Genomic DNA, 14,719 nt, shown 5'->3' with positions numbered 1-14,719 from the left:
CTTATACTCTATTATTAATGTTTCCGCCAACAAAATCTATTTGGAGTTGCTGCATCTGCCTCAGATACACTTCCGTCTTCCCAGGTGTATACTGGTGTGTGGGTTTGTTTACTGTTGAATCTATTTCCGCACCACCCTGTTTCCAGTTAATTGAAACCTCTGCAGGTGTAAAATGAATTTTAACCGATCCGTAACTGGGGATAAAGGTTATATTGAAATTTGTTGGAGGAGGTGTGCTTCTCTGTAAGGCTATCGCAGCAAAGGCGTCAGATTTATTTTCGATAGCAGCCATTTGGTCGCCTTCTTCTGCGATTGTGGCAATGGCCTCTAAACCATCTTGCCTAGCCTGTTCCGCAATATCCTCCGTTAAGACATTAAGATTTTTAAAGCCGAGTTGATTCCATGCTTCAATTTGATCAATTTCCAAGCGCGAAGCTTTTTTCTCAATCGACAATTCTGCAGGAAGCTGTTTGATGGATAAATTTGCTGGTTCTTGATGGATTTCTTGTACAGGCTGTGTGATCCGCAGCCCAATTTGTGCAAAGGTTTGTTGTAATCGAATTTGTGGGAGCTGCATGACATGGATTCACCACCTTCATTAAGCTTTTTTATCAACCAATAGCCCGAGATAATCGGTCATTTCCGCATACATATCCAGTAGTTTCTTAGGTGGAATTTCTTTAATCACTTCGTTCGTTGTATCATCGACAATGGCAACATAATATTTTTGTAATCCCTCATGAAACTGGAATTCTAAATGGGTATTGGATTCCTTTAAAAAGTCATTCATACTTTCAATGACCTTTTCAGTTCTTTCCTTAGACAAGGCTTGTTGTTCCTGCTGCTCTTGTTTTTCCTTTGTAATTTCTTTTACTTTCGGTACTAGCTCCACCTGTTTCACTTGAAAATCTGCTGATGGATTATTATTTGTCAACTTCTCCAACATGTCCATCCCTCCCAAAAAACACGCACTTTTTAAAGTTTATCGGATAATGTGAGGAAATGTTTAGTGTCGATGTTTAATTGTGGAAATAACTTTTCGACACTTGATTTATATCAAGGTTTTACTAGCTTTTATGATGGAAGAGTAACCGTGAAAGAGGAAAAATGTAACGTAAACGGCGATAGTAGTTGTGAGTATCAGATTAAGCTGTATTAAGATAGGTTATTATCTGTTAAAACACCGGACAGATCAAACTGCCCGGTGTTATTTTGACTGTAAATACTGCAACTTGTCTTCCTTTACCATCCTGTATGAAGGCAAATTTGTACTGTTTTTCATTAACACATCAAAACTGTTAAGAATGGTACCAATTCTGGATTGTTCTTTTTCCTGAATGATAAATTTGATACCGTATTCGGTTATATCATCATGTTCTTCTTCTTTCCATACAATATTACCTATCAATTGAATATCTTTATCAAGAATTTCCATTTCAAACTGAAGAATAATATCCTCTCTAATAGGTAATTTCAAGGTAGAAAGGAAACGGAGACCTCCAATGCTCATATCCTCAATTAAAACACTTGATTTTCCCAAATGCACCGTTTTACCTGCAATCGACATGAGCTTCATTTTAGCAGCAAGCGGGTAAGGAAAATTAACACGATAATATTTCCGTTTGCTTTGTTTCACTTTCAACTTTGGATCCATTGGCTGTAATACTTTCTTCTGCAAAAGGGATTCGAAGGCTAGAACAGAAACCGGCCGGCTAAATAGATATCCTTGAATTTGCTGACAGTGTTCTTTCTTTAGGAATCTATATTGTTCAATCGTTTCTACCCCTTCCGCAACCACATCCATTTCCAAACCTTTTGCTAAATAAATAATGGATTTGACAATAAACAAGTCATGCTGACTATCATTCATATTTTGGATAAAGGATTTATCAATTTTTATGACGTCAAATGGAAATTGGGCTAAATAGGATAATGATGAATACCCTTTACCAAAATCATCTAATGATATTTTAATTCCCATTTCCTTTAAGGTTTTGATCGTGTTTTTTACAACTTCTTCATTATTTAAGAATGAACTCTCCGTAATTTCAAACTCAATATCAGTTGGGTGAATTCCTGCTTTTCGTATGGTTTGTTCAACGTGATCTAGCCACTTTTGTTTCATAAAATGGGTAGCAGAAATATTGATGGAAATCGGTACCGTCCACATCAGTGCATCTTTCCATTTCTTCAATTGTTGACAAACTTCAGTTAAAACCCAGTCTTCAATTTGAATCATTAAATTGTTTTCTTCCGCAATCATCAGAAATTCATTCGGAGAAACAAGTCCCCACTCAGGATGATCCCACCGAATGAGCGCTTCGGCACACATCATTTTCCCTGACCTTGTGTCCACTCGAGGCTGATAATACACAACCATCTCATTATTTTCCAAAGCTTTCAGTAAATCCCTGCCTAGACTAAATAACTTGTATGACTCAATACTACTAGATGGGGAAATAATCTTATAGTTATTTCTCCCTTGCTCTTCAGCTTTGAATAAGGCAATATCAGCATTTTTCAATAATTCCTGACCATGCTCGCCATCGTCAGGATAAATACTAATCCCAATACTTGCAGTGACAAACAATTCATACCCGTTTAAAACAAAAGGATCTTTTAAGCATTGAATAATGCTTTCGGCTAATTTCTCCAAGTCATCAATCGAATTCATATTAGCGATTAACAGACCGAATTCGTCTCCGCCAATTCTGGCTAGCAGATCATCGGAAGTTATAATTGATAAGAGCCGTTTAGAAAGTTCTATTAAAACTTCATCACCAATGGAATGTCCGAGTGTGTCGTTAATAAACTTAAATCGATCAATGTCAAAAATCATGACAGCAAATTTCATATTTTTATTTCTATATGCCTCTGTATGCTGCTGTAATTTTTCATCGAACATTCGTCGATTTGGCAAATTCGTTAAATAATCATGATAGGAAAGGTGCTGAACCTTTTCATTTAATACTTTTTGCTCGGAAATATCCGAAATTAAACCATCCAATTGAATTAACGTACCGCGCTCATCAAGTGTGGGGATCGTATAATCTTGAACCCATATTGTTTTACCATTCTTATGGATAATACGGTATTGATGACGCAGAATATTTCCTTTAGCCAACTTCTGTTGGTCAGCAAAATACCGAGACAAATCCTCTGGGTGAATGATAGATGACCATATCGTTTCCCTTTGTAATTCTTTCATTGAATACCCGCTAATCTGTTCTATTCCTTGAGAACAAAAGAGTAATTGATCTGCTTTAACATTCACAGACCAAATTCCTACATCTGGGTTGTTATAAATTTGAGATAACTGTTTTTCTTTTTCGTACAATCTATGTTCAAAATCTTTTCTCCCCGTGATATCTTGAATGAATCCAATTACCCGAGCAGGTTGACCATCTTCGTCTAAAAAAACTTCTAATTGAACAAAAACATGCCGGGTTGCATGATCACAGCTAACAATCCTACATTCAAAGGTTTTAGTTGCTTTGTCCCTTAAGGTATTCTGGAATGCTTGTGTCAGGATGGGATAATCGTCAGGATGAACATACTTTAAAATCTCTTGATATGTATTAGGCAACTCTTCAACTTCACTTATTCCTAAAATGGTTCGATATTGTTTAGAAAAATGAGTACAATCGTTGAAAATATCGTAATGAAAAGTTCCTATATTCCCTATCTCCTCAACGGTATTTAAGTTATTTTCGAACAGGAGAATCTCTCTTTCTCTCTCTATTACATCCGTAATATTTCTAATGATGACATAGATATTCCATTCATTTTCAGTTTCAATCGGCATTAATGTAACATGGATATCAAATGTTTCCCTATTCTTGCATATTCCAATACTATTAAATGCTTGTTTATGCCCGTTTTGGGCCTTTTCGAAATATTTCCATACTTCATCGGTTTGATCTTTAAAACATTTTTTTAGAAATGGCTTTTTGAGTTCTTGTTTCGTATAACCAAATTTTTTCCTAAAGGCATGATTATAAGAAATGACATTTCCAGTGACATCCAATTTGATTACAGGTTTAAGATAGTCATTAATAATAGAGGGAAATTCCTCCTCACTTGCAATTAATGCAGTTGAGTCATCTTCCTTAGTTAGTCTATTGAAAAGTCTTTTCATTGCTGTCGCTCCCTCTAATTATCAAAATCACACAAAATTCGACATTTCAGCTTCCAAATCGAATACAACACTACTATATTTTACGGAATATGGGGAATTTTGTCTATGAATATAGATTGAAAAATGGAATTTTCTGATGCCTAAAGACCTTAATAATGTGTAATCTTATTCTTGGTGGGAGGCGGACAGACTAACAAAAGATAGGGCAGTCTCTTTAAGGAATGTTTCTCCATCAAAAAATGCATCTTTTCATAGTTTTGAGTAGCTAACCCCAATGCCACATACTTCAACAAAATCTATCAAATTTCGAAGTACGATTTGGCACTTAATCTTATTTTCAAATAATTTGTGTAATGTTTATCCTTTATCTCAATCACAATTTACTTATAATCATAGGCTTCGTATCCTACATCATCTCTCTTGACATTAATATTAAACGTCTTTTTCATTGTTTCTATATACCAGGTATAAATACATTATCTTCTCCGCTCCTTTCAAATGTAACTCTTTTCCTTGAGGGAAGCGTACTCCCCATCACCTGCATAATATGGTCAATGACATCAATCCCAATAATCTTACCTGCCTCTACTAATCTTTTAGTCACCTCCACATCTTCCCTACTTTTAGCACTTTTGCCGCTAGGATGGTTATGTCCGACAAGATTGATGTAGCGTTACTCAAAATGGCAAGCACGATGCATTCCCTTGGATCATTTATGCTAGTGTTTAGGCTACCATTGTGACAGATATTGATGGCTGTTGGTAGATTCTTTGTGTCCAAACAAAACACGAAAAAAATATTCCCTATCCATGCCTCCCAGGAATTGCTTCAACAATTGGTAGCCATCCTCAGGACTACGAACACTACGATTCTTATAAAGCATGTTCACACGTTTAGCAGATTGATTTTTCATGATTACAATTCCTCCTCCAAAATAGAAAAGGGACTTCCCTCCGAAGAGAGAAGCCCTAATTTGATGAACATCATGTACATGTATGTTCAATATTATAATATATGCATGATTTTCCTGTGGAATCACTATCTATTCTTTGTCCATTATTTGATTGTAAAATTCTTTTAAATTTAATTTACTTAATTCTTCTGCAACAAAGGGTATTTCATTTTTGAGACTTTCATCAAATGGTTTGGAAAGTTTCAACATCCAATCTACCTTGCTTAAGTTTCTTATTGGAGATAAACAACTCCAATGCCATTCTGGAATACTGATAAGGAACTCAGTTTTATTTGTCCCATTGATTCTTTTTACATCATCAATAAATGTTATATACACATTAATTGTCATTACATTAATTTGATTTATGCTAATTGGAACAACCCTAAGAAAATTATTATTTATCCTTTGATTATTACTAAACATCGCCAAAACTATTCACTCCTTTACAAAAAGAGACCCCGCAAAGCCAGGGTCCCTTTCAAATAATCTAAAATTAACGAAGAAGTTGTAGAACTCCCTGAGGCTGCTGGTTTGCTTGAGCTAACATAGCTTGAGCAGCTTGAGATAAAATTGAGTTCTTAGTTTGGTTCATCATTTCTTTCGCCATCGTGCGAACATTTACTTTCATAAATGACCAGACTATATCTTCACCCTCTAGCAATCTAGTAGGGGTCGGGCACTTCGGATTCACAATACTGATGACATTGTTTCACCTATGGATTTCATCACCATAGCTTCCGCCTTAGATGGTCTATCCTAGTCGTTGAACCTTCTCCACTCTTTCGAGACAGGAGCTTGGCTGCTGATTGCCCAATCTTTTCTTTTTTCAAACCATCACGCTTGTCGTTTCCAACTACGTTGTGGCAAGAAAAGCTCTAAGGGTTTTCCAGCAATTCACCCGATAATAATCGCTAGCCGTTACCAGCTAGGACGACTGTACTTGTCACTGCACTTAAGCAGCTAAAGCATAATCTACGTCACGGATACGAGATTCCGCTGCAGTTAGGTTTTCAGAAGAAGTGTTTAAGTTATTAATAGTGTGTTCTAAACGGTTTTGGTATGCACCTAGTTTTGACCTTTGTGTTGAAACTGTTTCAATTGCAGTATCAAGTTTAGAAATTGCATCTTTTGCATTAGCATATGTGCTAACATCTGGTCCAGTAGTTGTCATTTTTTTACCAGCTACCTTAATATTGAATTCATCACTGTCCGTCCAGTTATTTTGAGTATCAATAGTTATAGTTTGTCCAGGCTTAACAGTAATTGTTAAATCCGAATCAGCAGCCCCCGAATCTGATTGAATTGTTTGCGTTTCCCCATTAATAGTTACTTCAAATGTACCTTTATTTGTTCCATCAGGTGCTGTTGTTGCTTTGATTTTAATGTCTAAGTCTCTTGCTTCAGTATAACCAGAAACATCCACGTCGGCTTTTGCAAACGGTTCAGTTCCAGGAGTTCCAGTTGCTACAACTGCGACTTCCTTTACACTAGCATTCGCTGTTTGATTTGATGCAGATGAAATTAAAGCAGTGGCACTCATATTATCAATTGAAAATTGGAAGTTTTGATTTTCATCGGCTCCAATTTGTAATTGTTTATTTGTGAAGTTACCATCTAATAATTTTTGAGTATTAAAAGTTGTTGTATCAGAAATCCTATCAATCTCAGTGGCAAGTTGATTAATTTCCTCCTGTATTGCTGTTCTATCTGTACCAATATTTGTATCATTTGAAGCTTGTACAGATAGTTCCCGCATACGTTGTAAAATTGAGTGTGTCTCATTTAATGCACCCTCAGCAGTCGAAATTAAAGAAATCCCATCTTGTGCATTTTTAGAAGCCATATCCAATCCACGAATTTGTCCACGCATTTTTTCAGAGATTGCAAGTCCAGCAGCATCGTCACCAGCTTTATTAATACGAAGCCCTGATGATAATTTCTCCATTGATTTAGATTGATTTGTTGATGCAGTGTTCAACTGACGATACGTGTTGAGTGCTGCAATATTGTGATTAATTTGCATTTGTGAAAACCTCCAGTTTTTGTGTAAGTAATTTTGATTTGCGGGAAGTTTTTCCCGCAAAGGTATATAATAATTCCCTTATGGGTTTATTATCGAAATAACAATAAAGAACTCTATGTATAAATATTAATTAGCTGATTAGTTCTTTATTTCGTTTTTCGTATATTTCCTCCCGAAATATACTGATCTCTTTTGGAGCGTCAATGGCGAATCGTAAGAGGCCAGATTGTGTTTGAATCATGGCAATTTTGACATGATCACCAATTTGCAAAGTCTCGCCAATTTTTCGATCTGTTTTTTTGAGCTTGCCCAGTTTGTTCAAATTATGTTTACTCGAGGAAATTTGAACATGGTTTGGAGCTTCAATCGAGAGTTTGAACTTTGAACCGTATTGTAGAACAGTTACTTTGATTTCATCGTCAATTATCACAGATTGTCCAACTTCCCTGCCTACAATCAGCATCACACAACCTCCAAACTCATTTAAACACCAAGACAACAATTGCATTCTCTTATTTTATTTATCGGATTATCAAGAAATTAATTTAGTGATTCTTATCAAAATAAATATCTATTTTTGATTAACCTTCACCATTTCTTGTTATTATTTTTATCGGATACTTAAAAAGATAGTTTAGTATTTCTAATAATATTTTTTAAATATTACTAATGCCAATTTCCTCCAGTAATCAAATTTTTTCGGTAATACAAAAAAACCCTAGCTGGGAATCCATCCCGACTAGGTTTTTGGTTAATGATTATACTTATTGTCCCAGCTGCTGATATAGCCACGAGCTTTGGGAATTTAATCTTTGTAAGGCCTCTTCCATCGCGTTGAATTTCTTCCAGAGATTCTGTTCTTTAGAATTTAAACGATCCTGAACTTTAGCCACATTTTTATCAATCGATGCCGCCTCTTTTGCCAAACTACTATTAATCGATACAGTACCCGGAGCACCAGCAATGACTTTTAATTTATCCAACACGTCACCGATTCGATCATAAACTCTGACAGCAAGACCGCTTTTAGCATACTTTTCTGTGCTTGTTATGGTATTTTTTGAACTATCGGTAGTATCCTTAGCGGCAAACAATTTTTGAATATCGGGCAAATTGGTTGAAAGCATCGATTTAAGTTTTGATTCATCTAACGTTAATTTCCCGTTTTCCCGATAATTTGAACTTGTTGTAATTCCAATATCCTTCAAGGATCCAACTGCCCCTGTTACCCCTTGCACCGCTTCATTAATACTAGTACGAATTTGAGTCAGAAATTGACGAACCGTTGGATCGTTTGAGATCAATCCAATTTTCGCTTTTTCTTCCCACTGCTTAATTTCATCTTCTTTCATCGCTTTCCTTTGCTCATCCGTTAATGGCGGAAATTTTCGATTTACTGGCTCTGAAATTTTGTCATTTAAATCCTTTATTAATTCATTATATTTATCAACAAACGTTTTTATTTTATCGAAAAGCTTATCAGTGTCAGGTACCACACTTACCACTGCTTGCCCATTTCCATTGATAATATCTTCTCTAAGATTAATTTTGACATTGTCATACGTAAAGTTGTTACTGGAAATTTCAATCGTTGTTCCATTAATTGTAACAAACCCCTTCTCCCCATTAGAGCCGTTACTAGTAGTTCCATTTGTTAAATTCAAACTGGAGGTGGTGTTATCAAATCCTTCTATTGTAATGGATTTATCCGCTCCAGTATCAGTTGTCGTAAATACAAGTGAGCCGCCAACATTAGCAACTTTGATGTTTTTTTCAGCGAGTTGCGAATTCATTTCGGCAATTGCTTTATCAAAAGTTTTACTTTCTTTCGGTATAGTAATCTTTTTTTCATTTACAAAGAAGCTAATATCTGAGGCACTATTTTCGTCTATGAAAATAGAATCCGAGCCACTCTTTATTCCTGTATTGAAACTAACTGATGATCCTGTTGGCGGTGTAGCCATTTTTGCGGCTGTAATTGTAAAACCCGCTAACGATGCTTTCCCGGCCATGGAAACATCAATACTCGAATTGTTTGAAGTTACTTTCTGTGCTGAAGTAAACGTCCCTTCAAGTCGTAAATCCTCCATCGCACTTCTAAAACTAGCTATTTTCGTATTGATTTCCCTATATGCATCCGTTCTCCAGGTGTTAAGTGTTTTTGACTGCATCAATTTATCTAGTGGGATTCTATTAACCCTCATCATGTCGCTTACCATTTTTTCGGTATCCATTCCGGACGCCAATCCCGAAATATGCGTTGTCAAGTTAACGCTGACCATTGTGTCTCCCCCCTCAAAAAAATTCTTCTATTATCTATTAATCGGTTAAACTCCAAAAAAGTTAAGTAAATATGTAAAAGACCGCGATCACCCACAGGTGAGGCGGTCAACACTCAATTCATTACTTCAATATATTATTGGCAATCCCATTCATTTGATCGGCATAAGAAACAGCCCTGGCATTCATTTGAAAACTGCGCTGTGCCATCATTAGGTCCGTCATTTCAGTCGTTAAATCAACATTCGAACCTTCAAGATAACCAGTTGAGATTTGCGCAGCACCGGCTGGCTGCACCCTCACATAGTCATTGATATTTCCACCATTCCCTAATGCTCCTGTGTCAATCGAAAATTCATTTCCACCCGCATTCCGTAAAATCGATGGATTTTGAATCTCAACTAGTCCAATCCGTTGCGGGGAAGTAAAAGAAGCCTCAAGACCATTTTTATTTTTTAGATGAATTTGACCGGTGGCATCAATATTGACATCATACTGTGCATCCAGTTCAATCGGCTTACCCGTTTGATCCATCAAAAAGCTACCGTTTGCATTTGCTAAATAGTATCTCCCTGATTTAGCAGGATTCGGCGTTAAATGAAAATTCCCATCACGGGTAAATCTGACCTCACCGGACGCTGGATCGCTGATTTGAAAATAGCCCTTTCCTTGAATCATGAAATCAAAAGGATTACCTGTTTCAATCGCTTGCCCTTGGGTCGTATCTAACTGTGTTAACCCAGTGCGGGTACCGTAACCAACGCGTAGTCCATTAGGAGATAGACGCCCTTCTTCCTGATTTGTCCGTCCCTGATTATTTATTTGATTTGCTAAAATTTCTGAAAAACTATGATCCTTGCGTTTATAGCCCGTCGTATTTACGTTCGCAACATTATTTGATGCGTTATCAATTTTTTGCTGAAAGGCATTTAGTGCACCGGAAGAAATATATAATGATGTATTCATCTGATTAGCTCCTTTTCTTCCTTACTTATCCATTAAGTTTCCCAACAGAGTACAGCTGCTGTATTGATTGTTCATAAACAGAGATTACCTTCTGATTGGCCTCGTATCCGCGGACGGTCATCATCATATCTGACATCGTTTGCCCGGCATCCACATTCGACCCCTCATAATATCCCTGGTGAAGATTAACGCCCGGATTCGTACCGCCGCCATCTTGGATAAAAGGAACCTCTTGGTCAGACTGATAGACATTCCCCCCCAAACGGCGCAGCTCGTATGGATTTTGAACAACGGCGATACCAATTTGCCCGACATTTTGAATTGTATTCTCTGAATTTACCATGATTTGTCCATCTGCGGTAATCTGAACATCTTCTTTACTATTGTTAACCAATTGGATTGGCTGATGGTTTGCTCCTAACACACGATAACCATCCGATGTCACCAGGTTCCCATTGGCATCCAAATCGAATTTTCCATTCCGAGTATATCCAACACCACCATCCGGCAGCTGTATCGCAAAAAAGGCAGTTGGCTTTACTACTCGTCCATTCACATTTTCCATCGGAATCGCTTGATCATCAATCGCCACATCGAGCCGCATTCCGCTTTGCACAAAGGAGCCTTGTTGAAAGCTTGGAATCCGCTCCTGGGTATAAACACCATTTGAGAGTACACCAATTGGTACAGACTGTCCGGATAACTGTTGTGCTCCGGCGCCATTTTCATTAAAATCACGAATTCGATTGATTAATAGGTTCGGAAATGCACGTAGTACCGTATCATCTTTCTTAAAACCCGGTGTTTGAGCATTTGCCAAATTATTAGCCAATGCCTCTTGTCTACGCTCAAGCGAGTACATTCCTGATGCGGCGGAATACAATCCTCTTAACATATTTCTAACTCCCTTCAAGTCCTCCACAGTGACCGTTCCTTACTTTTTTTCTCCTCTTCGGCCACTCTAAACCCTTCACAGTGACCGTTCCCTGCTTTTTTCCTCTTCTTTGGGCACTCTGAACCCTTCACAGTCACCGTTCACATATTTTTTCCGTAGCTTTAGGCTCTCTAAAGCAAAAAAACTAGTCGCTTTAGTAAAAACTTATTATTTTTATTAATTTTCTTATGCTAATCAGGTATATAAATTAAGCAATAACCCTTTCATTTCGCCAATTCGTTCCAAGAGGGTTAGGCCGGAGGTTTGTTGATTCAGGACATGATCGGTTAATTCAATTAATTTGCGATCCAGCACCTGAACCGTTTTTAACGTTTTATTCCCGCCGTACATGTCCCAGCTTTCTGATTGATGCAATGCCAGCCCATTCTTCGTGACTTCTCCCATAAATTGTTTCACTAAATCCTTATATTTCTGCAGCTCGCGAAAGGTTGGATTTTCAATCAATTGCTGTCCTTGCTGATTAATTCCCTCAAGGAGCTTATGTAAATAATCCTTTGTGAAATCCTTTGAATACGAGCTGATTATTTTTTGAAATGCAGCATTATTAGAGGTGGACCGATCCACTCCTGTTTGCCTGGGATCACTAAAATTCACCCTTACCGGGTCATGTATCTTCAAAAGGGGTCCTCCTCCTATATCAAATTCGATCAAATAATAATCAAAATATGATTTAATTATACTTTATCTATATCAAAATTTCATTACTAGAACTACCAAAATATTCAGCTTTCAAAAAAGTAAAAGCCCTTATCTTCATCAATAAGAGCCTACGATAAATCTTCTGTTATTCTTGAATATACTTGCATATTGTTCCTTCCGTTTTCCTTCACAACGTAAAGGGCGTTATCCGCATGTTTCAATAGTTCATCACTGGAAATACCGTCCTTTGGATATAGTGCGATTCCCATGCTTAATGTCATTTGAATCACATGTTTTCCAATTTTCCAAGGTTCCTTAAGTGATCCCAAAATTCGTTTAGCAATTTTGATGGCCTCCGCTTCAGCTTGCAGGTCAGATAGTATGATGGTAAACTCATCTCCACCATGGCGGGCCAACGTATCACATTCACGAAGCTGTTGCTTCACCCTATTCGAAAATTCCAGTAACAGCTCATCCCCTATATCATGACCATAGGTATCATTAATTCGTTTAAAATGATCCAAATCAATGAAGAGCAGAGCAAATTTCCGCTGGTAACGCTTTCCTTCCTTTAAGGCTTGTTCCAATTTCTCTTTAAAAAGCCTTCGATTTGGAACCCCTGTTAATGAATCATGGAAGCTTAAGAATTCCAGTTCCTTTTGATAGATCTTCCGTTCAGTAACTTCTCGCCCAACCAGCATCATATGTTGGAAATTTCCATCTTCATCAAACATTGGCGTCCCCTTCAACTCTAACCATACATCATAACCAGATCTATGTTTGCGGCGGATTTCGTGTGTGAACGCCTTTTGAGTCAAAACCATGTTCACAAAGGTTTTCTTAAAACTTTCATCAACAGCCCCATCTGGCTGGTGGAGGACCCATTTTCCGACATATTCTTCTGCATTATAGCCCAATACCGTTTTATGAGAGGGGGAGGCGTATGTAACAATACCATCTAGATTGAGCAACTGGATTAAATCGAGAGAATTATCAGCCAGGAGCTGATATCTTTTTTCACTTTCCCTAAGTGAAAGTTTCGCTTTAAATGATTCTGTCATATCTTTCACAACACAAAAAAATCCAATTATTTGATTTTGAGACTTCAAAGGAATGCATTTTACCTGTAAGTGAAGAACTTTTCTCTTTTTACAATAAGCATTGATCTCAGTATCAAATGGAATTCCCTGAGCTGCTCGTTTCATTTGATCAAAAATTTCTTCTTGTTTAGACACAATTAACTTCCGGAAATGAATTCCTCGAGCTTCATCGTCAGTATATCCAAATATCTTTGCAGCTTGTTGATTTTGTTTAATAATCTTTCCTTCAATTGAAAAAACAAGTACAGCATCAAGATTATATTCAATAATAGATTGAAAGAACTCATTAAATAATTCATTCAGCAACATGGTCATGTACCACTTCCCTTTGTGATAACCTTATTAGTGTGACCTCATTGTCATTCTTATCTTTTTGGCTGTTTGATAAGAACCATATATGCTTCATTTTAGTGGTTATGATTGGTTTGTGCAATTGTTACTAATTCTTGTAAAATCTCTTCTATTCGCCGCATTTCATATAAGAAATTTTCATCAGGTATAGCCGTTCCCAGCTGTACTTGCTGAATCATTTTTTTTAGATAATGTAAAGGATTGTTCAATTCCTGAGTAAATATGAGCAGCTTTTCTTCAATAAATCGCAAATTTTCCTTTATATGTACGATCGCTTCTTCTAAGTGTTTCTTTTCTGAACTGGTGCTAAAAAAATCTCGTAATGCACTTTCCTCCAGTTCTTCAATTGTTTTCGGGTTATTATGTTCTAGGATAAGTCCTTCATTCTCAATAATTCCTTCAATATCACCAAAATATTGAATAAGTTCTCCTGGTGGCAATGGTTTACTGAATAAGTATCCTTGCCCTTGATTACAAAAGTTCTCCTGTAAAAATATAAGTTGATCTTTTGATTCTATTCCTTCGGCAATGACACCCATTTTCAATTGATGTGCCATGGCGATGATCGTTTTTACAATGGTTGTATTATTGGAATTTGATGTACAATTGAGAATAAATGATTGATCTATTTTTATTTTACTGATAGGAAATTCTTTTAAGTAAAAAAGTGAGCTAAATCCTGTGCCAAAATCATCCAAACTTATTTGCACACCTAAATTTTTCAATTCTTTGATCATCGGAAGAACTTGATTCGTATCAGCCATCATACTTTCCGTTATCTCAAGCTCCAGGTATTCAGGTGATAGGTTCGTTTCCGTTAATATATTTCGGACCACATCAACGAAATCTTTTTGACACAGCTGACGGACAGAAAGATTAACCGACATAACGATTGGCGTATAGCCTGCATTCTGCCACGCCTTATTTTGCAAGCATGCAGTTCGTAAAACCCATTCGCCAATCGGGATAACAAGACCTGTCTCCTCTGCATGAGGAATAAACTCCAACGGAGGGATAAGCCCATTAATGGGATGGTTCCAACGGATTAAAGCCTCAACACCCATTATTTTACCTGAAAATAAATCTAACTTAGGCTGATAGTTGAGAATGAATTCATTTTGTTCTAGTGCATTCTTAAGATCAGTATTTAATTGAAATGGTTCATTTGTGTGTCGCACAATCCTCTTTTCACCACCATATGTAAAAATAGATTTTCACATGCTATTTGATTAATTCTTTCATTCCACTATTCTTTGAACCTTAATCGAACCGTATTTATGACCAATGATTCGATTAAGGTTAACAGTTAGAA

General features: G+C 36.9%; 12 protein-coding genes and 2 pseudogenes. All 14 read right to left on the bottom strand.

What is annotated here, in order from left to right:
- Position 1 precedes the first annotated feature (1 nt).
- The 14 genes and pseudogenes from FAY30_RS10945 to FAY30_RS10880 all read right to left on the bottom strand — a co-directional run bounded on the left by FAY30_RS10945 (position 2) and on the right by FAY30_RS10880 (position 14,585).
- Positions 2 to 577, bottom strand: a complete 576-nt coding sequence (locus FAY30_RS10945; RefSeq protein ID WP_149869912.1) for a DUF6470 family protein — start codon at positions 575 to 577, stop codon at positions 2 to 4.
- A gap of 21 nt (positions 578 to 598) precedes the next feature.
- Positions 599 to 946, bottom strand: a complete 348-nt coding sequence (flaG, locus tag FAY30_RS10940; RefSeq protein WP_149869911.1) for a flagellar protein FlaG — start codon at positions 944 to 946, stop codon at positions 599 to 601.
- Positions 947 to 1,207: 261 nt separating this feature from the next.
- Positions 1,208 to 4,138, bottom strand: a complete 2,931-nt coding sequence (locus tag FAY30_RS10935) for an EAL domain-containing protein (protein ID WP_149869910.1) — start codon at positions 4,136 to 4,138, stop codon at positions 1,208 to 1,210.
- 494 nt (positions 4,139 to 4,632) lie between these two features.
- Positions 4,633 to 5,051: pseudogene (locus FAY30_RS10930) on the bottom strand (JAB domain-containing protein).
- Positions 5,052 to 5,180: 129 nt separating this feature from the next.
- Positions 5,181 to 5,522 carry a hypothetical protein gene (locus tag FAY30_RS10925; protein ID WP_149869909.1) on the bottom strand — a complete coding sequence of 114 codons (342 nt, stop codon included), beginning with the start codon at positions 5,520 to 5,522 and terminating at the stop codon, positions 5,181 to 5,183.
- A gap of 64 nt (positions 5,523 to 5,586) precedes the next feature.
- Positions 5,587 to 5,703: pseudogene (locus FAY30_RS10920) on the bottom strand (flagellin); the annotation flags it as partial.
- Between the two features lie 342 nt (positions 5,704 to 6,045).
- The gene (locus FAY30_RS10915) at positions 6,046 to 7,116 is read right to left on the bottom strand and encodes a flagellin N-terminal helical domain-containing protein (RefSeq protein WP_149869908.1); all 1,071 of its coding nucleotides are present in this window, start codon (positions 7,114 to 7,116) and stop codon (positions 6,046 to 6,048) included.
- 130 nt (positions 7,117 to 7,246) lie between these two features.
- The gene (locus FAY30_RS10910; protein WP_190284870.1) at positions 7,247 to 7,579 is read right to left on the bottom strand and encodes a carbon storage regulator; all 333 of its coding nucleotides are present in this window, start codon (positions 7,577 to 7,579) and stop codon (positions 7,247 to 7,249) included.
- 301 nt (positions 7,580 to 7,880) lie between these two features.
- Positions 7,881 to 9,398 carry a flagellar filament capping protein FliD gene (gene fliD / locus FAY30_RS10905; protein ID WP_149869906.1) on the bottom strand — a complete coding sequence of 506 codons (1,518 nt, stop codon included), beginning with the start codon at positions 9,396 to 9,398 and terminating at the stop codon, positions 7,881 to 7,883.
- A 121-nt stretch (positions 9,399 to 9,519) separates the two neighbouring features.
- On the bottom strand, positions 9,520 to 10,362 hold the full coding sequence (locus tag FAY30_RS10900; RefSeq protein WP_149869905.1) for a flagellar hook-basal body protein: 843 nt from the start codon (positions 10,360 to 10,362) through the stop codon (positions 9,520 to 9,522).
- Between the two features lie 25 nt (positions 10,363 to 10,387).
- Positions 10,388 to 11,257 (bottom strand): flagellar hook-basal body protein, encoded by an 870-nt coding sequence (locus FAY30_RS10895; protein ID WP_149869904.1) that lies wholly within the window; start codon positions 11,255 to 11,257, stop codon positions 10,388 to 10,390.
- Between the two features lie 234 nt (positions 11,258 to 11,491).
- Positions 11,492 to 11,935, bottom strand: coding sequence for a YaaR family protein (locus tag FAY30_RS10890; RefSeq protein ID WP_190284869.1), 444 nt, complete (start codon positions 11,933 to 11,935; stop codon positions 11,492 to 11,494).
- Between the two features lie 149 nt (positions 11,936 to 12,084).
- Positions 12,085 to 13,371: a diguanylate cyclase domain-containing protein gene (locus tag FAY30_RS10885; RefSeq protein ID WP_149869902.1), complete on the bottom strand. Its 1,287-nt coding sequence runs from the start codon at positions 13,369 to 13,371 to the stop codon at positions 12,085 to 12,087.
- Between the two features lie 92 nt (positions 13,372 to 13,463).
- Positions 13,464 to 14,585 carry a putative bifunctional diguanylate cyclase/phosphodiesterase gene (locus FAY30_RS10880; protein ID WP_190284868.1) on the bottom strand — a complete coding sequence of 374 codons (1,122 nt, stop codon included), beginning with the start codon at positions 14,583 to 14,585 and terminating at the stop codon, positions 13,464 to 13,466.
- Positions 14,586 to 14,719 lie beyond the last annotated feature (134 nt).

It is taken from the genome of Bacillus sp. S3 (assembly GCF_005154805.1).
GTDB lineage: Bacteria > Bacillota > Bacilli > Bacillales > Cytobacillaceae > Neobacillus.
Note: the sequence above shows the minus strand (reverse complement) of the source record. Positions and strands in the feature narration are given on the sequence as shown.

What these genes read in the sequence shown, in the direction of transcription:
- FAY30_RS10945 (WP_149869912.1), bottom strand. Translation starts at nt 577, where the DNA reads ATGCAGCTCCCACAAATTCGATTACAACAAACCTTTGCACAAATTGGG.
- flaG (WP_149869911.1), bottom strand. Translation starts at nt 946, where the DNA reads ATGTTGGAGAAGTTGACAAATAATAATCCATCAGCAGATTTTCAAGTG.
- FAY30_RS10935 (WP_149869910.1), bottom strand. Translation starts at nt 4,138, where the DNA reads ATGAAAAGACTTTTCAATAGACTAACTAAGGAAGATGACTCAACTGCA.
- FAY30_RS10915 (WP_149869908.1), bottom strand. Translation starts at nt 7,116, where the DNA reads ATGCAAATTAATCACAATATTGCAGCACTCAACACGTATCGTCAGTTG.
- FAY30_RS10910 (WP_190284870.1), bottom strand. Translation starts at nt 7,579, where the DNA reads ATGCTGATTGTAGGCAGGGAAGTTGGACAATCTGTGATAATTGACGAT.
- fliD (WP_149869906.1), bottom strand. Translation starts at nt 9,398, where the DNA reads ATGGTCAGCGTTAACTTGACAACGCATATTTCGGGATTGGCGTCCGGA.
- FAY30_RS10900 (WP_149869905.1), bottom strand. Translation starts at nt 10,362, where the DNA reads ATGAATACATCATTATATATTTCTTCCGGTGCACTAAATGCCTTTCAG.
- FAY30_RS10895 (WP_149869904.1), bottom strand. Translation starts at nt 11,257, where the DNA reads ATGTTAAGAGGATTGTATTCCGCCGCATCAGGAATGTACTCGCTTGAG.
- FAY30_RS10885 (WP_149869902.1), bottom strand. Translation starts at nt 13,371, where the DNA reads ATGACCATGTTGCTGAATGAATTATTTAATGAGTTCTTTCAATCTATT.